This is a genomic window from uncultured Microscilla sp., assembly GCF_947493425.1.
In the GTDB taxonomy this organism is placed as follows: domain Bacteria; phylum Bacteroidota; class Bacteroidia; order Cytophagales; family Microscillaceae; genus Microscilla.
This window is the reverse complement of record NZ_CANLRP010000006.1, coordinates 32,952-53,069: the sequence shown is the minus strand read 5'-3', so window position 1 is coordinate 53,069 and position 20,118 is coordinate 32,952. Positions and strand designations below refer to the sequence as shown.

The following is a 20,118-nucleotide window of genomic DNA, read 5'->3' as shown; positions in this document are numbered from 1 at the left end:
TAATGAAAACCCTTGACAAAACCACTTGGAAAAGACAAGAACATTTTGAGTTTTTTAGCCAATGTGATGACCCTTTTTTTGGTATAAATACTGCCATACACGTAACGCAGGCTTACCAAAAGTGTAAAATAAACAATTGGTCGTTCTTTTTGTATTACCATTTTTTATCTACTCAAGCCATCAACGAGGTAGAGGAGTTCAAATACCGAATCAAAGGTGATGATATAGTTATTTTTGACACAATTCACACTACTACAGTTTTGCTGCGCGACGACAAAACGTTTATGTTTTCTTTTATGCCGTTTACTCCTTCTTTTGATCAGTTTGTGGCAAATGCTCAAGAGGAATTGGCGAAAGCAAAAAATACTACAGGCATAGGGTTTAACGAAAATACCGCCAGGCTCGATACTATTCATTACTCTGCCATACCTTGGATCAATTTTACTGGACTCACCCACGCCCGTAGTTTTGGGGTGGCAGACAGTAGCCCCAAAATATCTTTTGGAAAAGTAACCCAGGAAACCAATGATGAAATGACCATGCCTTTGTCAGTATTTGTTCACCATGGTTTAATGGATGCCTACCACGTGAGCTTATATATTGATCGGTTTCAAGAGCTGCTCAATTCATAGTAGTACCTAATAAAATGCATATAACCTGACAAAAGTAAATGGTCTCATCACACACAAAAAAAACCGAAGTATTTTCAGGAGGAGCACCTACATTAAGCCTTCGGTTTTAGTATTTTTATTATAAAAACCGCTTTTGCATATCTTTAACCATGCGCCCACATTTCGGCAAGTTCTTTTTTGAATCCGCCCGAAAGGATCGGGAAACGACACCAGGTCTTAGGGTCTAGGTTTTTATCGTCTAAATGAAAAGATGGAGCGTAACGCTCTCTTTTCCATTGGTTGCGACACCAAAGCTTGAAAAATTTATCAGTCCAGGTCTTAAGTTGGGCTACCTCATATTGGGTATAAGTTGCCTTGAGCATAGTCAAACATTCTAATGGCGTGCGTTTATCTCTAATGGCATGCTCTTCTATATCATCCAACAAGTCATAAGGCATCAAGTCGCCTTCATCGGTTTGGTGAGAGTCCTGGGGGCGCAGTTCTGCAGTGGGTTGTTGGTTGTTGACAAACTCTAGCGAGGGCAAGGTCAATTTTTGGTCAGGTGTAGCCAAGGTCAAACCATCGTTTTGCAACCACCGCAACCACTGTCGCAAAAAAGCCTTGTCAATGCCCGCAATTGGGCTTACCCCTCCCGATGTATCGCCATCCATGGTGGCATAGCCTACTGCAGCTTCAGAGCGATTGCTGGTAGACAGCAACAGCGCCCCCTTGAGGTTGGCAAACATCCAAATACCTGGCGAACGCAACCTTGCCTGGATATTTTGCAGGGTTATATCGTCTTGCTCCCAGGTAAGCGGGCGTCCTATAGCTTTGCTTACCATAGACACATAGTTTTCGCGCAGCGGCTCTACATCCAACTCATGAAACTCTGACCCAATGCCTTCAGCAAGCTTAGCTGCGGCCTGGAGGGTTACCTTGCCACTATTGCGGGTAGCCTGATACGCACAGGTAATGAGTTGCTGCGCTATCTGATGAGGCAAATTAGTCGAAGATTGGTCTAACTGTGCCAACGCTTTGATATGGTCAAGCTTATTTAGAAAATAGGTAGTACCTACACTTTCAATGCCCAGTTCTATCAACAAATAACACAAAGCAGCTACAGCGGCAGAGTCAGCGCCACCACTTAGAGAAATCACAAAACCTCTCGAAAAACTTTTGCGCATATAATCAAACAAGGCAAGGCTTACGGCACGGCTAAACTCTTCTTCTTTGATAAAAGGGCTCTTTTCCCAGGCTTCTTGTTCCAGGTGAGGCAGCATAGGAGCACACTCAGGGTAAGTAAAGTCACATTGTACCCGGTGGCGGTAGTCGTCAGCTGTGTCAAAAGGTATTTGATTTTGTATTTGAGCCAATCGGGTCAACTCTATGTCAATGGTAGTAGTAGTTACCTCCCAGTTGGCATAAGAAAAACGCTTACCAGTGGCAATCATTTCGCCGTTGGTGGCAACCAAAGCTCCTCCGTCATAAATGGCACGTCCTGCTTCATTGCCCAATAGGTTGGCATAAATATAACTTACGCCAAAAGCCCTTGACCCTTCCAATACAAAACGTTTTCTGATTTCTAGTTTACCAAAAGCAAAGTGGCTGGCGCTGGGGTTGAGCAAAATATCAATTCCATATTTATACAAATCGCGTCCTGGTCGATTTGCCACCCAAGCATCTTCGCAAATTTCGTAGCCTATTTTTACCCCTCCTATGTCAAAGTATACATCTCCTACCTTTACCTCGGCGCCACCCAACATTTCGGGCAGTTGAATAGTAGTAATTTCACCGCTTTTCCAAGCTTTGAACCAACGTTGTTCGTAATGTATGCCTTGCCCGGCAAGGAATTTCTTGGCGACAAAACCCGCCACTTTTCCATTCACTATTAAGCACGCAGTATTAAACAACTGGTTTTGTACAAATAAAGGCAAGCCTACCGACACAACCATTCCTTGAGTATGGGGCAGTATTTTCACCAATACTTCAAGCGCCTGAGCACAGGTGTTGGGGGCATAGAAGGCGTCTTCGCAACCGTAGCCTGTAATACAAAGCTCAGGCAAGCATAACAAACTCACCCCTTGGTTACGGGCGTTGTTGATGGCCTCTATAATATTTTGGGTGTTTTGTTCCCAGTCGAGCGGGGTTTGGTTGAGTATTGCTGCTGCTACCTTGATTAATTGCATATTTTAATATTTTGAGTTTTTATATTTTTTAAGCATTACCATCTGGGCGCATGCTTTTGATTGGCAATCTTTTGAGTAATAAATGGTTGATATTCAAGGACAAAACAAAATCGCATAAAATACTTATCTAAAGAAAACCAACCACGCCAATTTATAAAATATTATCACATACACCTGCATTTACTTTTGGAATATTCACCTAAAATTTACTAACTTACTCACAACAATTTCAGGGCTTGGTTAAACCTTATGGTTCAGGCAAAAAAGTGATTTTTGTTGCGGCTGACCAAATTTAAACAAGCTCATAAGGTATCATATCAACATAAGTATTCAAGTTTATATTATGGCACAATATATCCCTTTTGAAGAAGGCATTGAGGTAAATGGGCAAACAGTTTTATCTTTTATTAATGCATTGCCTATGTTTCGTGATGACATGCTGGAAATACTGGCAAAACACGGAATTAGTAATCCTAAAGAAGGTGAATGGTACCCACAACTTGCCTGGCTGAACGCTTTCAAAGAGATAGGCGAAAAATATGGTGCAAATACCTTGTTTGCCATCGGTAAGGCTATTCCCGAAAATGCTGATTTTCCGCCCGATATCGACAACCTGGAGAAAGCGTTGGGAGCCATTGATGTGGCTTACCACATGAACCACACCAAGGGCAACATTGGACACTATACCCTGGTAAAGTTTAACGAAGAAGATAAAATAGCCATTATGGAGTGTCGCAACCCTTACCCAAGCAATTTTGACCGGGGCATCATTACTACAATGGCTCGTAAGTTTAAGCCCCCCAGTGTGCTTATGATTGCGGTGGAGCTGGATACCTCTAAACCAAGCCGTTTGGACGGTGCCGAGCAATGTACTTACCGAATTACCTGGTAACTATGACTTACGCAGGCGCTTAAGAGTGGACAAACGATCTATTTTGGCGGTAGGAGTTTCGGCAAACTCAGCGACAAAATACATGCTTTTAGGCGCCTCATACTTTTTGAGCAAACCAGTCGTATTTTTTAGCAGGGTTTGCTGCATATCTTGGGGCAAAGGTACCCCCTCCAATACCACTACTACTTGTTCGCCCAGGCGATGATCGGGCAAACTTGCCACAAAAAAACGTCGCAGGATACCCTGTTCGTTCATTGCCTCATCTACTGCTTGCTCTACAGTTTCTACCTGCACTTTTACTCCTCCAGTATTGATTACCCTATCGGCGCGCCCCAACCATTTGAAATGTGTAGCGTCAATGAGTTGTACCAGATCGTTGGTGGTGATCCATTGGTGGCGGGTAGTAGGCGATTGTATTTCAATACAACCCCGTTTATCCTGGCGCATGCGTACACCTGGCAATAGCTTATACTCTTCGGCGTGAGAGGGGGCATTGATTTGTCGCAAGGCAATATGGCTTACGGTTTCGGTCATACCATAGGTAATGTATACCTGAGAACGCAGTGGTTTGAGTGCTTTGGCTAGAGCATAGTTTACCGGGGCTCCGCCAATAATGGCCACCTGTAAGGCATTGAGCCAAGGGATGCCTGTGGGGTACTGTAGTATGGCTTGTACTTGCATAGGTACCAATGCTACAAAATCGAAAGGAGCGGTGTGGGAGGTGGTTTCTTTCAGGTTTTTCAGTGGATTTTCGGAGGGAGGAACAATGGTCATGTGGAGCCCTAGTTCAAAGCCCCTTACCAGCATCATTATACCTGCTATATATTGAGTATTGAGGCATACCAGCGCACGTTGCCCTTGAGCGAGCCCTAGAGCTTTGCCCGTCATCAGCGCACTTTGCTGCATTTGGGTGCGCTCCAACTGTATGGGTTTGGGCACACCAGTAGAACCCGACGTATGAATAGTAAACTGGGTTTGCCCATTGAGCCAGGCATGGCAAAACGCAAGGGTGTGTTGGGCATAGCGTCTCAAGGGTGTAGTGGCATAAGCACCTGAGCGTATAGCGTCATAGGTGAAGCTTTCACCTTCAATTGTCAGCGTATCTAACATTACAATCAGACAGTAGGGTGGCAGAGGTTTATTGCCTGGTACTTGCTTGCCATGCAATAAACCTGTATGTACCAAGGCAAAATTAAATATACCTAATATGTAAATATAACTGTCATATTATGAGAGAGTTATATTTACTTGTAGCTTATAGCTAATTGCACCGATATTCATCGGTATCTAAGGACTTGCTGCTACTTACTTTAACTATTGTTTTGTTTATATATTCGTTTAACATCTACTTGAAACTGGTTAATAATTGCCAGTTCTTCCTCAGACACGCCCGATACACCAGCCACCTTTTCGAGCACCGAAATAAACTTTTCGATGTGGTCTTCGGTCAATACATCTTTATTTTTGCGTATGACAAAAAGTACCCGGTTGTAGGTAGCATCCAGATTGTGGTCTATCTGTTCGTTTTCCAGCTGTTCAAACCTGTCTAGTGCCAACCAGCTATTGCGTCCCAAATCTTCTTTGACAGCTTCGGTAAACACAACTTTTTCGCTCTTCGACAATACATTATCTACTGTGGCAATTACATAAGCCAATTCGCCAATGGCTCGGTAAATATCACGCTCTTCTAAGGTTAACTCCTGCATTTATAGTGGTTTTTTGGTGTGTTTTCAAAAATACGATTAACTTTGATTTTACGAAAAAATAAGGGGTGATAGTGTGCTATTACTACACTCGACAACTTGTTCAATAGCAAGCGTTTTCACTTTTGCTACTTGGCTTCGTATATTTTATAGTTTATTATCACACTATTATTTATTTAATCTGCAATTCTTTGTAAACGTAACCAATCATTCAGATGAATTCTTTGATTCCCCTCATCAATCAAGCATATCAATATAAAAATAAAGTTGCTATTATCGATGAAAATGGCACTTATACTTATGAACAATTGCTGGAGGTGTCAGCAGTGATTGCCCAACACTTGCTGGAACAAACGGGCAAAACCGACCTAAACGAAACAAGGGTGGCTTTTATGGCAATGCCTAACTTTTATTATGCGGCTATTCAATGGGGTATATGGCAGGCGGGTGGCATAGCAGTACCTTTGGGCATATCGCACCCTATACCAGAGATTGAATACATATTGGATGACACGCAGGCAGAGGTAATATTGACCACCCATCTTTACCAAGATTTTTTGGCGCCTTTGGCACAAAATAGTCAATCGCGCCACTTGCTGATAAGTAATGTAGAAGCCTTACCCAAACAATCTGTGGCTCCTGCCAAGCTCCCCGAAGTACCTGCCAGCCGCCGTGCCCTGATTATTTATACCAGTGGTACTACCAACCGACCCAAAGGAGTAGTAACTACCCACGAAATAATCAAGGCACAAATCACTAGTCTTACTACTGCCTGGGGCTGGACCGAACACGACGTTATTTTACATACCTTGCCTTTGCACCATGTACACGGCATTGTCAATATTTTGTACTGTGCGTTATGGTCGGGAGCCCGTTGCGAGATGATGTCTAAGTTTGACGCGCAAAAGGTGTGGGACAGGTTTACCCAAGGTGAACTTACTTTGTTTATGGCAGTGCCTACGGTATATAATCGCTTGATTGAGTTTTGGAACAAGGCAGACCGCACCCAAAAAACAGCTATGTCGGAAGGACTCAAGAGCATGCGCTTGATGGTGTCAGGATCGGCAGCTTTGCCAGTGAGTGTGTTGCTAAAGTGGAAGGAGATCAGTGGGCAAACTTTGCTCGAACGTTATGGAATGACGGAAATAGGAATGGCAATCTCTAACCCTTTGTTGGGCGAACGGAAACCTGGTTATATTGGCAGACCTTTGCCAGGCGTAGAGGTACAGCTGATAGGCGAAGATGGGGAGTTGATTACCGGACCAGATGATATGGGAGAAATCAGGGTAAAAAGTCCTTCATTGTTTTTAGAGTATTGGGGCAAAGAGGTAGCCACCAAGGGTTGTTATGATGATGGCTGGTTTTGTACTGGCGACATTGCGGTACGTGACAAAGATGGGTATTACCGTATTTTGGGGCGCAGCTCAGTAGATATTATCAAAAGTGGTGGCTACAAAATTTCGGCTTTGGAAGTAGAAGAAGTTTTGCGTAAGCACCCCAAAATAGCCGAAGTAGCCGTAGTAGGTGTACCCAGTGACCAATGGGGCGAGCAAGTATCAGTGGCTGTTGTTGCCCAAGGTCGAAAAAAACCTATTACGCTCGATGAGTTGCGTGAATGGGCGCAAGAGTTTTTGTCTAAGTACAAAATTCCGACAGCTATGATGGTGGTAAACAACCTTCCTCGCAATGCCATGGGCAAAGTAACCAAGCCTAGTATTGTGAGACAGTTTCAGCAAAAAAAATAGGGGGTACACCAAGTAGTACTTGTCAATAGGGGCAAGTTAATAGTGCAGTCGGTAGACTTTTAATAAAGTAGCGTTTTATACCTGACAGCCTGCCAGATATGGGTAGACTTCTCTTTATTATAGGTTTTAAAATATTTGACGCAAATATTAAATTTCAATGGTCTAATCCACTGGATGTTGTTGTCTCTAAAGGAGGGAAATTCTTCGGCGATGAAGAAGTTCCTCTCCTCCCCGAAAATATCGGAGTTTTCAATTGGAGCGGCAACACTTGAGAAGCGTTGAGCGAGCCTGTGGGAAGGTTGAGGAGCTAGAAGAAGTCTACAAAGAGTTATACTTAAACAAAAATGGTTTTTGGGACATATTTTGACCAATTGTCTGAATACCAACATTAATCACCCGAGTCTATTTCTAAATCCCGATTCATTGGGGTAGCTTTGCTGAGCCCTGCTTCAGCTAATCCTGTAAATCTTAAAACCGAGTCTATTTATAAATCCCGATTCATTGGGGCAGCTTGCTGTGACGAGCTCACCGCAGGTAATCACTTTAATCTTAGCATAATATGACTTTAGAGAAATGTAAAGCAGTTTACTGGAAGTCAAGTATGATTTGATTCCACAGTTTAGGAAAATTAGGCAATGTTTTTTTTTGCCACGAAATCTCTGAACTACCTGTAACTTTGATAGGGTTCATGGCTTCTTTTTTTATTTCCAGAATAAAACGGCTAAATGCGGTTACTCCAGAGCTATTAAGGTATTGTAGTTTGGTAAGGTCTAAATTAAGTGTTGTTTCACAATTTTTTACGGCATCTTTCAGAAAATCAAAAAAACCTTCTTCTTTGTATTTTTGTACTCCTGATAAACGTAAAGCTCCTTCTATACTGAGCGTGGCTTTGTCTTTGTCAAATGTAAATGAGGCATTCTCGATAGCTAATTCCATTTTTGTGATTTTTTTTCCTGCTTAGGCAGGGTGTGAAAAATTATTAGGTAAAAACCAAGGACACATTACCATACACTGGTATGGAGTACAAAACTAAGTACTGATCAATTAGTTTTATAATAGTGTAAACAATCTTTTACAAATTTTGCTACCTAACCGATTAGTTTACATTAACTGGGTTCTATAAAGTGATATACCTGAACCGTTATTTTGTACATATTCTCATCTATTTCTTCAAACCGTATCCCAAGCTTAACCGGGTAATCTTTGAGCAATAGTAATAGCCCAATGCCTGACTCTTGTTCTTTTTCTATGTTTTGCTGCATTTGTTGGACATATAAATCATCCAAATCTTTAGCGTTGACCAACTTCTCAAAATGGTTTTTCAGAGAGTCAAAATGCCGTTGACGGGCATAATTTTCTACCTCCATCTTCAGTATATTATTATACAGCTTTGTATTTACAGTAATAAGTGCATCCCTTTTATCTGAGTATTTGGCAGCGTTTTCCATTAACTCGTTAAAAATAGTAGAAATAAGGTTGGCATCTAGCTTTTTACCAAAATCTCTTTCGTCGGAGTAAAAAGACGCTACGAAATTTGCCAGTGCACCACATCGCTTCCAACTAGTCATTAGATCAATGGGGTTGATCATAATGTTAAGCCCTCCTTCTGCTGGTAGGTGGCTTGGAATAAAGTCAAAATCGCCTAAAATAAGATTGTTCATATTCTATTGATCAGTTTATGGAGTTTAGGCAGTGCGTCTTACTACCACAATAGTAATGTCATCTTCTGGGTCAGTCTTACCCGTATATTCATATATTTCATCTATGATGTTATTAACAATTTGCTGCGAAGGGTGGTGCCTATGCCTTTCCAGTGCTTGCATAAGTCCCTGTATTCCAAATTCACGGTCAGCGCTGTTCAAAGCTTCGGTAGCTCCATCAGTATACAGTAGCATAATATCTCCTGTTTCCAGGTCAAAACTTGATTCTTGTACATGGTCAGAAAAATCATCAATTAACCCCACATACAAGCCAAGATCCATCGTATCTATTTGCTCAGCAAAATCCTCTTTGCTTCTTAACAAGATGACTGTTTCGTGTTGCCCAGTCATGCTTACTGTACCATTGTGGTAGTGCAATAATGAAAGCGTCAGGTTGCGCTGATCTTTCATTCGGCTAATATTTTGGTGTAAAATAGAGTTAATCTGGTTCAAAGCAGAAGTAATGTCTATATCACTGTTATCAAGCGTGGCTCTAAAGGCTGCTTGTGTCATCAGCATGACAACCCCTGATTGTAGCCCATGATCTGTTACATCACCTATACCAAAATATATGCTGCCATCTTTTTGTGGCAGTACTTCATAAAAGTCCCCGCCTACTTCGGTAGCTGTGTCCATTCTGGCACCTATTTCTAATCCCTTAAAAGCCATAAACTCTTCTTCACGAGGGAGTACCATCTTTTGAATGTGCTTAGCTATATCCAGCTCCATAGACATTCGGACGTTCTCTTTCTTCAAAAGGTTTTTCTCGTCAGCTGCCAGTTCTATTTTTTCTATTGCCCTGGGAATAGTTTTGAGTACTTGCCCGATCATACTTGCCTGAAAAAAAGTAGGCAAAAAGGCTAAAAGTAAAAATATAAGGCATACGCTGAGGTAAAGCTTAATGCTGAGCGGTTCTATTTTTTCTTTTTTCACTATCTCTTGCCGTTTTCGGGCAGCCTGGCGAACCTTTCTATTGGGTGATTTCAGGTTTTGTTTATATTCTTTCACCTCTTGCTGGGTCATGAGGTGATACTCAAATGAGCTTCCCCGGTTTCCATAAGCGATAAAAAAACTAATCAGTGAAATGACCAGCCACACAGTAGCGGCGTTTCGGTTGATAACTGTACCAGTGATAAATACCAAAATGATAGAAAAAGCAGAGTCTACAATAAGGCTGGTAGCAGTATTAATGTTTACATGTACGGTGGCAAGTGCAAAAAGCTGAAGTGTGATCAGTGAAGCCCAAGTGCTTACCTGAGATACCCAGCGAGGCTGGTTGGTTTTGCCTGCGAGCAAACGACTATGGTGGTATGCCGAAAAAGCATGGATGCCAATTGTGAGCGGTATCATAATCATATCGCGGGCAGGTTCGGGTAAATGCCCAAACGAAATGAGTTGAATAGCCAGGTGAAGCGACGTAATGATTACTAAAGACAGGTTTACAGCCACCAGAATTTTCTTTTTGGTGTTTTTGTAAGGTGCCTGAAGTATCAGACTTGCTTCATGAAGAGCGTCTTTATTTTTTTGAGATTCCTTCACCATATTGTATCAAACTTACTTTTGGCTATTCTTCCTTTTTATAAATTTGGGTTTGTACTTGTACGCTTATTTGACAAGGGTTTTTAAAATAATGTTCTTCAGCTTTTTGGTAATATTCCACTACTTCTTCGCGTTGAGCAATAAACACATACATAGCCCACATATACATGCGCCCCAATTCTGTGACATTTTCTTGAACTTTTACCTCGTTTTCTTGTCCTGTATTTTTGGCAGTAATAGAATGCTCTTGCACAAGTTTAAGGTGTTGGTTTTGAGCCAACGTGGGTAAATCATTCAAAATATCCCGGTTACCTTCATAAATATCCTTGTGTTTTTGAACCATCCGCTTGATCAGTTTGGGTCCTTCAAAAGTAGAGTCGTTTACATCCATCACATACAAAGCACCCCCAGGTTTCAATATCCGATATATTTCCATTAATGCCAACTCTGGATTACTTAAATGAATAAATAAAAAGCCGGCGTGTACTACACTTACACTGTTGTCTGCAAACCCTGTGTCATAAGCGTTGCCTTGTATCCAGCGAATATTAGGGTATGATAACGATGAGTAAGTAATCATATCTTTTGATATATCCATCCCTACAAAATCGTATCCTTTGAAATGCTCGTTTTGGGCAATGGCAGATAAGTAAACTCCAGGACCACACCCTATGTCCAGAAAGGTTCCAGGCGGCGGTGGCAAATGGTTTATTTTATTAAATACGGGCTCTTGAATGAGGTAAAGCAAACGTGCTTGTGCTATGAGCCTGGGTAACTCATCTTTAAATAATAAAGAGTCGATATAAAGGTTTTCTTTTTTTAATTCCCCCAAAATCAAGTAGTCCATATGATCGATTTCTTCAAGAAAACGCAATAAAGAAGGGGGAGGTAGTTCATACCTCGATGTCAATGATTGCACATACTTTTTTACCCTTATATAAGCTGATTTCAACACATCCTCTCCCTTAGCCAGTAAGATGTGACGCTGACCATGTGTAGTCTCTACAGTTTTGTAAGAACTAAAGCCAAATGTTTTATAATAGAGACGAAGCCTGCTATGTGTATCGCTTAAGCCTACGACAAAATATTCAGGGTGAATGGTTTCAAAAATTTTTTTCCAGGCAATAGATGCCAGAAATTCTGCCAAACGAGAACCTCGGTATTCTGGGAGTTCAACCCGGCGCGAAAACTGAACAATACGTCTTTTGGCGGCAGGCAATTCAAATTCTTCGAAAATTTTACCCTGTGGGGGAAAAATATATGCCGAGAGCGAAGAAACCAGTCTATTATTATGAAAAGCACCAAGGTGGAGCCCTTGATTGTCATAGGGCGACTGCATGAGGTAATCTTCTAGCCCTTGACCATCGACAAATACTGCTTTTCTTAAAGCATAAATTTGATCTTTGTACTGGTCAAAGTTCATCCAAATAATTTCAAGGTTTGATTTTATCTCAGCTACTTTCATCAGAGTTTTATACCATTTTTAAAATACAGAATTTATGTATTTGAAGGCATCGATTATAAATTTTGTTTAGACTAACAAAACATCCGTAACAAGTATTACAGGTGTTTGTGCTGCTGATATACTACAGAAATACATCTGATTGATAAAACTTTATCAATCAGTTCATCATTATTGGAAATGTCTTAATTATTGCCTACAATAATTTCGTAGGCAAGCATATTTTATGTGACAAGTATTCAAATATAGAGCAACAAAAATCAAAATCAAAGCAGGTTTTTACTTAACAAAATAATAGTTTTTGTTATTTTTTACTACTAAAAACTATACATATCTGTTTTATTATCAACCGGTAACCCTTTTTCATAAGGAGGTACATCTGCTATTTCTCCTGACTTTACTCTAATTTGTAATTGCTTCCAATATTCTTTGTCTAATAAATCGGGGTGTTTCTCTGTCAATGCTTCCTTAAGTTCTGGATCATTCTTTAGTATTGCTTGTATTTGTTGGATAAGGTAGTGTATACCTTCAGGTTGGACATCACTCAACCACCCCAACTGCTCATAGTCGTAGCATATTACCCGGCTATGTTGCGATACTCCAAAACAGTTGAGCGATAAATTGGCAGGTAAGATATTTGCCAAGGCGAGTTGTTTGATTGCCAGGCCATAGTCTTGCATCACCAGTTTGCGTGCCATTACATTGGCTTTTTGCAAGAAAAGATTTAGTGACACCATTCGTCTTTCGACCAATAGGTAGGCAATGGATATTTGGTTTTTTCCGGTTATTTTTACCTGAGAAGGAGCATGTATGCGAAGGTGCTCTAAAACCTGAGCAGACATAATGTCTTTAGGAAATATAAAATTGTAAAACTCCAGTGCCTGAGTCATTCGTCCTACCCGATTTTTTTGAGAAAGTGTCCGGTATTTATCTTTTATAGCTGCTTCTTTGTCGGAAGCGCTTGTTTGATCGTGTAACACCTTGAATACCATATTAAAAGAGGGCAAGGTAAAAGTAGTCATAGAGGTACTCGTTTGGTTTTGCCAAAGCACCATTTCATCGGGTGCTTTTTTGATATGCACATTTAACTGACGGATTAAAACCGTTTTACAGTGATTGTCAAAACCTATGGAACTATACAGCTCAGCAGTGAGCTTGGAGGGCAGTAACACTTGCAAAAACTCAATCAATAAAGAAGGAGCAGGGGTGTCTACCAAAAAACAAGTGTGTGCAAAGCTAAATACAATGCTTAAGCTATTGGGGTTGGTGATCAAAGTTTCGATAATTGCTTTTCTCTCTACACTCAGTAGGGGCAATACAAAAGGCATTAATATACCTTGTACCTGAAGTTTGCCTATAATATACCCCCTTTTATTACGGTAAAATACCGACTTGAGGACTTCTATAGTGATAGTATGAGACTTTAAAAAGCGAGGTGAAACCCTTTGTTGCAATGTGGCTGTAATTAAACCTACATCCCGGTCAAGGTTTTCATAGTCAAAATTAAAATCCAGTAGAAGTTGATGAATAGTTTCAAACAGACGGTTATCATGTATTTGATAGGTATGATAAATAGCAGATGCTCCGCCTTTAGTCACGCGGTGCTTGTAATAACTTTTGCTAACAAATAAGTATTCATTGTTCAAGTGACGATAATTGTACAAACGGCCGTATATAGAGTTAAAAAAAGTTTCGGCTATTTCGCCTGCCGAATGGTTCTGAACCGTGACTGAGTACTCTTGCTTAAGATAAGCCCAATCACTTTGATTATTTTCTAACGTTGGACGGATGTTTAATATCTTGTCTAACACAGATTGTAAGGTTTGGTTGTACAAACCTTGTCTTTGAGAAGCAACACCTTGAATTTTTTGATAGTTTTCTTGCTTAAAATCACCTTCTACAGATTGTGTGATTTGCCTAAAGCCTTCAAAATACTTTTCAAATCCCTCAAATATGATGTTAACTATTTGTTGTGTGGTGGTATATTTCATTGTCAAGTGCTAACTAAGCCAATATTTAGTGTTTGATGATACTAAATATTTACTGGTTTTTCAATGAACTCGTCCCGACTTTTTGAATGTTTGCAAAAATTAGTGCTTTTGTTGAGTGACAAGAAGATTTTCTATGATAAACCAACCAGAGTTTAGCAAAAAAAAAGCATAGTAGCAACACTATGGTGATAGTGGCAGCTCCCTAAAAAATAAGTTTTTGAAGAAGTGTCTCAATCAGAAGTAATATTTGGTGAAGCAAGTTGTTTTTTCCATTTTAGTAAGAGTAGAGAGATAGTGTGAATACCTCTCTATCTGGTAAATTATTTAAAGCAGCTTAGGCAGCTCTTTTTTGCAAGAGCATTTGGCGTTGGTATTTTTTAGGTGTTGTACCTTCTTCTTGTTTAAAAAAAGCATAAAAAGTTGTTTTGGAGCCAAACCCTGCCTGTTTTGCCAAACCTTCTAGACTTAGTTTTTTGCTTTCTTCCAAAGTCAGTAACCGCTTAAATTCCTGTAGTCTCAAATGATTGATATAAGTATAAAAGTTTTTGTATTCTTGTTCTCTGATAGCCTGAGTCAAAGTTTTGTACCTGATTCCTAACTCTTGAGAAAGCCACTTTAGCGTAAGATCATTTTTTTTATAAGCTTTGTGTCTTTCCATAAACATTTCTAACGCCTTGTATGCCTCCATAGTTTTTGGGTGAATAACTTCAGTCTTCCTCTCAATTACAAACGTGTTTTTTAGAGTACTGAGACCTATCCAACACAAGGTCATAAGTATATAGGTGGCAGAAATAATAGACATGTTAGCCGATAAGACATTTGATGGATATACTGCTTTTAATATATCGTTCATGATCCAAATGATATGTAAGCAGAGCAAAATTTTTACAAGTTGCTTAACCCATACAGGGTAACGCATGTTCCGTTGGGTGTAGTTGTTGAGTTGTTGCCAGGAAATAAGGCAAATAGTAATAGCCATTACGTAGCCTGCTATTTTAAATATTTGAGTATACAAGCTAAAGTCAGGCGAGTTGAGGTAAAGTTGTTGCTCTTGAAAAGGTTGCAGCAACCAGTATATTTTATAAATAAAATCAACTCCCCAAATGCTAAGCATAAAATAATGGAGTGTTGGTATTTTCCTGTATAGTGAAGTTATAAAGAATAGGAAAAAAGGACCGTGTAAAAAAATATTGCCAAAAGACAAAAAATAGGCGGTAGGGGATGATTGCTTGAATAACCATATAATGAGCTCAAACGAAACCCCCAGAATAGCTACTCCAAGGAATGATGCACGAGGGTATTTTTTGCATCTAAAAAAATGAATACTTAAGAATAGCCCCATGAACGCGGCTAGGAACGAGATATAATTTGCAATAGGATACATAATATAATCAGATGGTTGTAGTGAGTAAGTGTTATGATATACTGTTGAAGGAGGAAAATATTTGGTGTAGATTTTCCTGTGAGTTAATTAGTACAAAAGTAAGACTTGTTAGTTGCTGGGGCAAATTTTCGCACTTAACAAGGGCTTAACAGGTAAATATATTAGTCTTTGTTTTTTGAGTTATAAGTATTTGATATATAGTATTTTATGGGTTTTGTATATCTAAAGTAGAGTTGGTTTTTTGTGAGAGTATGAATGATTTTTTAACAAGACAAACTATATGCAGATGTTGCAAAATCAATATTTACTTGTTTGAGATACATTACAAATCAGCAATAAAGTTGGCAAGTTTCTCGTCTGATGGTATAGAAAGTTTCTTGCGGATTCGATGGCGAGCAACTGAAGTACTGCCATGCGTGATTCCTAAAATAGACGCAATTTCTTTGGAGGTAAACTTTAACTTAACCAAAGCACATAAACGCAACTCTGTGTCACTTAATTCGTCCGAAATACCTTGTAGCTTATCAAAGAAACCTTGATGTACTTCCAGAAATAGCGCAAAAAAGTTATTCCAATCTTTATCTATTTGAATACCAGAGTCAACCAAGCGGGCAAGTTGGGTAACATTTACTTTATTATCTTTTTTTAGAGATTGTATGCTTTCTTTTACTTTTTCAAGAATTTCGTTTTTCTGAATAATATGTAATGCCTTTGAGGCAAGCTGTTGTTGTTTTATTTCCAGTTCTTTTTTAAGTGTTTCGGCAAGTAGCCTTTTTTCGTTTAGCTTCGCCTGTGTCAGCCTTGTTTCTGCCTCATGCAGTTGTTGATTTTGTATAATCAACTGTTTGTTTTTACTTACCCTTAATCGTAAAAACATAACCAACAAACTACCTAAGAAAAATAAGCTTATAAAAGCACCTATAAAAGTATATTTGAGGAGCACCTCATGTTGTTTTTCTTTTTTTAATAGTGTTATCTGGTTGTTTTTCAATTTAATTTCCTGCTCTTTCTTTTGGGTTTCATAGCGAGTTTCTATTTCTATCAGTTGCTTGTTTTTGTTTATGTTAAACAACGAATCTTTTGCTTGAATCAATAGAGTGCGTGCATCAATGGCTTTTTTGTAGTTACCCAATTTCACATGGCATTTAAACAATACCTCGCTTATGTTTTTTATCGAGATCAACCGCTTATTTTGTTGAGCAAGTGTAAGTGCTTCTTCTGCCTGTTTAATCGCAGAGACGTACTTTTGGCGAGTAAAGTATATGTGAGCTAAATTAAGCTTGGCAAGTGTCTTTCCTTTGATATCATCAATATCTCTTGCCATACTTAGCCCCTTTTGAGCATACAAAAAAGCTGAATCTAACTGGTTCAGTTTCTGGTAAGTATAACTTAGGTTATTGAATATGAGAGGATTTTTTAGCTTGATTTGTTGAGAAATTGCCAATGCTTTCTTCAAATACTCTAAGCCTAAGGAAGGCTTGCCCATTTCACAATATAACCATCCTATATTAGTAAACACAATGGCCATACCACGTTGGCTATTGATATTTTTTTTTAGGCCAAGCGATTTCTTGTGGTACTCCAATGCTTTTGGGTAATTTTTTTGGAACCGATATATAGTAGCTATGTTGGTATAAGAAACACTCATTAGACGTGAGTTATTGGCTTTTTCCTGAATAGCCAACCCTTGTTGATAATAAGAAATAGCTTTGGTATAAGCTCCTTGTTGTTTATAAATGTTTGCCAGGTTATTGTATGCTACCGATGTGCCCAAGTCGTGAGGTATGTCTCTAAATAGGCTCAGAGACTCTTGGTAATATTTCTCAGCTTTGTCGTATTTTGCCTGAAAAAAATAAGATGCGCCAAAGTGATTTTTGATTTTGGCAGTTGTTAGTTTGGAGGGTAGCTTTTGAGCAATTGGCAAGGCTTGTTGTGCAAAAAAACGGATAGAGTCAGGCGACTTGTTATAGTAAGCATAACAAAGTTTGTCCAGTACCTGCAAGCGTATGCTATCAGTTATTTGGGTGTTTAAAGTAGCCTTCCATTGGTCAATTTGTGGCGTTTGAGCTTTGGAAGAAATAGTTAGTAAGGAAAAGCAAATGCAACAAAAAAAGGTAATGAATAAACGTTGCTTTTTCTGAGGGTGAGTATCTTCATTAATATTCATAACTGCTTTAGATTCGATAAGTAAGTAACTGGGGGCAAAGGAAGCCGAAAAAAGCATAAGCTGTTTTTAAACCCTGAATCATCGGGGCAGTTTCACTTCGCCGAACTCAGCGAAGTGAAACCTGGTTAGAGTAGTGGTAATCAATAGTCATTATATGAACAAAAATACCTGCTATTATGCTGAAAGTCAATAATTTACCTGTTTTTATACATCTGTTTGTATTATTTGTTACAGAGGTCTAAACAATGTTTTTATTTGATGAAGAGTCTATATTGTTTGACATTCAAATAAAACTCAATATAACACTCCATGGCCAATGTGGTGCTGAAGGGTTTGGTTTATTAAAAAAACAGTATAATTTATGGCTTTAACTTGCCTGTTTTTATAACAATATGCTATATTTAGAATAAACCTTTTCGATAAATCCTACACCAACTTTTAAGATAATGTGCACAATTTCTGGCTATATATGGACGGTTTGTTTGATTTGTTTATTTCTACCTTTGTATAAGTTAAAAGCACAAAATTCTCAGATAGACAGCCTGAAAACGCTTCTTCTGGCAAGCAAACCCGATACCCATCGACTACACTTATTGAATGAACTTTCTAAAGCTTACTTTAAAATTTCGTCAGATACTGTTAGATTTTTTGCCTTAAGAGAGAAGCAACTTGCTCAAAAATTAAAACAAGCGTATTGGCACGCGAATGCCGAAAATAACCTGGGAAACTCCTGGTTTTTTAAGGCAGATTATGCAAGAGCATTGCAGCATTACCGCCAAGCGTTGCAATTATATCAAAGCATCAAAAATGAGCGGGGAATATCTAGTGTTTATAATAACTTAGGAAATATAGAAAAAGCACTGGGCAACTACCCAAAGGCGCTCGACTATTACCAACAAGGGCTCATTATTCAAGAGAAAATTCAGGACTTAAGGTTATTAGGGGTTTCTTATAACAACATTGGTATTATATTTAAAAGGCAGGGAGAATACAACAAAGCAATCACATATTATCTAAAATCTTTACAAATAAGAAGAAAAATCCAGAATTATAAAGGGATTGTTTCGTGTTATACCAATCTGGGAGTTGTTTATAATAAACTGAAGCAATATACCAAAGGGCTTTTTTACTGCAAAAAATCATTACACCTTGCACAACAGCTGAAACTTAACAGAGCACTTTATTATAACAATGTTGGTTATACTTTTTTCAAACTTAACCAACCAGACTCAGCACTGGTGTATATTCAACAAGGGTATGCTGTTCCAGAAAAAAATAAAGATAAGCTTGGTAAAATGCGTACTTACTTACATTTGGCTTGGGTATATTATGCCCAAAAAGCGTATGAAAAAACCATCTTTGTAGCAAAGCAAGGTTTAACTATTGCGCAACAACTTAATAGAAGGGATGAAGTAAGTCACCTAAGCCATATTTTATTTCAAAGCCATCAACAATTGGCTCATTATCAGTTAGCCTTAAAATACTACTTGTTGCATACCCAAACTAAAGACTCTTTGGTGAATGACTCGAAAACTAAAGAAATTACCCGCCTGGAACTAAGCTACGCTTTTGATAAAAAACAAGCATTTCTTAAAATGCAACAGAAAGTCAAAGAACAAAAAATCAGGATGGATAACGAAAAAAAACTCGTGCAAGAACGCTGGTACTTATTCAGTGCGTTGGCAGGAGTGTTGGTGCTGATGATCATTAGCACATTCGTTTTTAGAAGCCGTCAAATACAAAAACAGCTGAATGGCCAGTTAGTGAAACAAAAAGATGAACTGGTAGTACTCAATGAAGAGCTCCGTCAAACCCAAGACGAAATTACTGCCCAACATGATCATATAGAGCAACAAAATAAGGCACTGATGGAATATAAATATAATACAGAAGGAAGTGTAAGGGCAGCACGAAATATTCAACTTGCTTTATTACCATTTGAAAAAGATTTGGCACAAGTGTTCAAAAAGCATTTTGTGGTGTATCGCCCTAAAAATATTGTATCAGGAGATTTTTATTGGATAAAAAGAATCAATGAGCAAAGATTGATGGTAGTGGCAGACTGTGTAGGACATGGGATACCTGGTGCATTTATGAGTTTGATTGGGATTAATTTGTTAGATAAAATTATTTTTCAGGAAGGGCTAACCGATCCGGCAGGTGTATTTGAGCGATTGCACCAAGAGATTAATCAGGTACTTCAACAATATATAGATGCTAAATGGAGTATGGGAATGGATGCTGTTTTGTGTAGCTTGACTGAGAAAAACGATGGGAGTACTAAACTGATATTTTCGGGAGCCAAAAACCACTTATATTATGTGTTGCCTGGCACTACAGCATTAGAAATGATCCAAGGAGATCGTAAGTCGATAGGTGGTATGAGAGGAGCAAATAAATCATTTACCAATAAAGAAATGGTGTTTCCACCAGGTACATTGCTTTATGCTGGCTCTGATGGTTTACAGGATCAAAACAATGTTTTCCGTCAAACCTTTGGAACCCGTCGCCTACATGTGGTTTTAAAATCTTGTGCTGCTTTGCCCTTTAACCAACAAAAACAACGACTTGAGCACTGTATTGATGAATATATGCAAGGTACTACCCAACGTGATGATATTTTGTGGGTGGGCATTGAACTTTAACCAATCAATGGCACATCAATCAACTTGTTTTTAGCACTACCTAAAAAGACACCCTTCGTGTGAAGGGTGCCCTGGATTATATACTAACCCAAG

14 protein-coding genes are annotated in these 20,118 nt (G+C 39.0%); 4 read left to right on the top strand and 10 right to left on the bottom strand.

The genetic code is table 11. From position 1 onward, the window contains the following. Positions 1 to 2: 2 nt before the first annotated feature. The gene (locus tag Q0954_RS03355; RefSeq protein ID WP_299453608.1) at positions 3 to 632 is read left to right on the top strand and encodes a chloramphenicol acetyltransferase; all 630 of its coding nucleotides are present in this window, start codon (positions 3 to 5) and stop codon (positions 630 to 632) included. Between the two features lie 143 nt (positions 633 to 775). Here the strand turns inward: Q0954_RS03355 and nadE are convergent, their stop codons facing one another. After that, positions 776 to 2,797, bottom strand: coding sequence for an NAD(+) synthase (nadE, locus tag Q0954_RS03350; protein WP_299453606.1), 2,022 nt, complete (start codon positions 2,795 to 2,797; stop codon positions 776 to 778). A 343-nt stretch (positions 2,798 to 3,140) separates the two neighbouring features. On the opposite strand from nadE, the gene Q0954_RS03345 reads away from it, so the two are divergent. Further along, a complete protein-coding gene (locus tag Q0954_RS03345; RefSeq protein WP_299453603.1) occupies positions 3,141 to 3,689 on the top strand; it encodes a hypothetical protein in 549 nt (182 codons plus the stop codon). On the opposite strand, the gene Q0954_RS03340 is transcribed toward Q0954_RS03345, so the two are convergent. Further along, positions 3,690 to 4,799, bottom strand: a complete 1,110-nt coding sequence (locus tag Q0954_RS03340; RefSeq protein WP_299453600.1) for an AMP-binding protein — start codon at positions 4,797 to 4,799, stop codon at positions 3,690 to 3,692. A 200-nt stretch (positions 4,800 to 4,999) separates the two neighbouring features. Further along, positions 5,000 to 5,395: a hypothetical protein gene (locus Q0954_RS03335; RefSeq protein ID WP_002704174.1), complete on the bottom strand. Its 396-nt coding sequence runs from the start codon at positions 5,393 to 5,395 to the stop codon at positions 5,000 to 5,002. A 212-nt stretch (positions 5,396 to 5,607) separates the two neighbouring features. On the opposite strand from Q0954_RS03335, the gene Q0954_RS03330 reads away from it, so the two are divergent. Then, on the top strand, positions 5,608 to 7,137 hold the full coding sequence (locus Q0954_RS03330) for an acyl-CoA synthetase (protein WP_299453589.1): 1,530 nt from the start codon (positions 5,608 to 5,610) through the stop codon (positions 7,135 to 7,137). 585 nt (positions 7,138 to 7,722) lie between these two features. Here the strand turns inward: Q0954_RS03330 and Q0954_RS03325 are convergent. The 7 genes from Q0954_RS03325 to Q0954_RS03295 form a co-directional block, all read right to left on the bottom strand. Then, positions 7,723 to 8,073 carry a hypothetical protein gene (locus tag Q0954_RS03325; RefSeq protein ID WP_299453587.1) on the bottom strand — a complete coding sequence of 117 codons (351 nt, stop codon included), beginning with the start codon at positions 8,071 to 8,073 and terminating at the stop codon, positions 7,723 to 7,725. A gap of 170 nt (positions 8,074 to 8,243) precedes the next feature. Continuing rightward, positions 8,244 to 8,798 (bottom strand): DUF6272 family protein, encoded by a 555-nt coding sequence (locus Q0954_RS03320; RefSeq protein ID WP_299453584.1) that lies wholly within the window; start codon positions 8,796 to 8,798, stop codon positions 8,244 to 8,246. Positions 8,799 to 8,822: 24 nt separating this feature from the next. Next, positions 8,823 to 10,379 (bottom strand): PP2C family protein-serine/threonine phosphatase, encoded by a 1,557-nt coding sequence (locus tag Q0954_RS03315; RefSeq protein ID WP_299453581.1) that lies wholly within the window; start codon positions 10,377 to 10,379, stop codon positions 8,823 to 8,825. A gap of 22 nt (positions 10,380 to 10,401) precedes the next feature. Continuing rightward, entirely contained in the window at positions 10,402 to 11,841 is a 1,440-nt protein-coding gene (locus Q0954_RS03310) for a class I SAM-dependent methyltransferase (protein WP_299453579.1), read from the bottom strand. Positions 11,842 to 12,155: 314 nt separating this feature from the next. Then, positions 12,156 to 13,829, bottom strand: coding sequence for an isocitrate dehydrogenase kinase/phosphatase AceK regulatory subunit (locus Q0954_RS03305; RefSeq protein WP_299453577.1), 1,674 nt, complete (start codon positions 13,827 to 13,829; stop codon positions 12,156 to 12,158). Between the two features lie 334 nt (positions 13,830 to 14,163). After that, positions 14,164 to 14,943: a helix-turn-helix domain-containing protein gene (locus Q0954_RS03300; protein ID WP_299453575.1), complete on the bottom strand. Its 780-nt coding sequence runs from the start codon at positions 14,941 to 14,943 to the stop codon at positions 14,164 to 14,166. A 592-nt stretch (positions 14,944 to 15,535) separates the two neighbouring features. Then, entirely contained in the window at positions 15,536 to 17,380 is a 1,845-nt protein-coding gene (locus Q0954_RS03295) for a tetratricopeptide repeat protein (protein ID WP_299453572.1), read from the bottom strand. Between the two features lie 503 nt (positions 17,381 to 17,883). Between Q0954_RS03295 and Q0954_RS03290 the strand changes: the two genes are divergently transcribed. Next, positions 17,884 to 20,025: a tetratricopeptide repeat protein gene (locus tag Q0954_RS03290; protein WP_299453569.1), complete on the top strand. Its 2,142-nt coding sequence runs from the start codon at positions 17,884 to 17,886 to the stop codon at positions 20,023 to 20,025. Positions 20,026 to 20,118: the final 93 nt, after the last annotated feature.

Excerpts from the sequence above, each read along its gene's own strand:
- nadE (WP_299453606.1), bottom strand. The coding sequence starts at position 2,797 with ATGCAATTAATCAAGGTAGCAGCAGCAATACTCAACCAAACCCCGCTC.
- Q0954_RS03340 (WP_299453600.1), bottom strand. The coding sequence starts at position 4,799 with ATGTTAGATACGCTGACAATTGAAGGTGAAAGCTTCACCTATGACGCT.
- Q0954_RS03320 (WP_299453584.1), bottom strand. The coding sequence starts at position 8,798 with ATGAACAATCTTATTTTAGGCGATTTTGACTTTATTCCAAGCCACCTA.
- Q0954_RS03300 (WP_299453575.1), bottom strand. The coding sequence starts at position 14,943 with ATGCTTAGCATTTGGGGAGTTGATTTTATTTATAAAATATACTGGTTG.
- Q0954_RS03335 (WP_002704174.1), bottom strand. The coding sequence starts at position 5,395 with ATGCAGGAGTTAACCTTAGAAGAGCGTGATATTTACCGAGCCATTGGC.
- Q0954_RS03305 (WP_299453577.1), bottom strand. The coding sequence starts at position 13,829 with ATGAAATATACCACCACACAACAAATAGTTAACATCATATTTGAGGGA.
- Q0954_RS03315 (WP_299453581.1), bottom strand. The coding sequence starts at position 10,379 with ATGGTGAAGGAATCTCAAAAAAATAAAGACGCTCTTCATGAAGCAAGT.
- Q0954_RS03295 (WP_299453572.1), bottom strand. The coding sequence starts at position 17,380 with ATGAATATTAATGAAGATACTCACCCTCAGAAAAAGCAACGTTTATTC.
- Q0954_RS03310 (WP_299453579.1), bottom strand. The coding sequence starts at position 11,841 with ATGAAAGTAGCTGAGATAAAATCAAACCTTGAAATTATTTGGATGAAC.
- Q0954_RS03345 (WP_299453603.1), top strand. The coding sequence starts at position 3,141 with ATGGCACAATATATCCCTTTTGAAGAAGGCATTGAGGTAAATGGGCAA.
- Q0954_RS03330 (WP_299453589.1), top strand. The coding sequence starts at position 5,608 with ATGAATTCTTTGATTCCCCTCATCAATCAAGCATATCAATATAAAAAT.
- Q0954_RS03325 (WP_299453587.1), bottom strand. The coding sequence starts at position 8,073 with ATGGAATTAGCTATCGAGAATGCCTCATTTACATTTGACAAAGACAAA.
- Q0954_RS03355 (WP_299453608.1), top strand. The coding sequence starts at position 3 with ATGAAAACCCTTGACAAAACCACTTGGAAAAGACAAGAACATTTTGAG.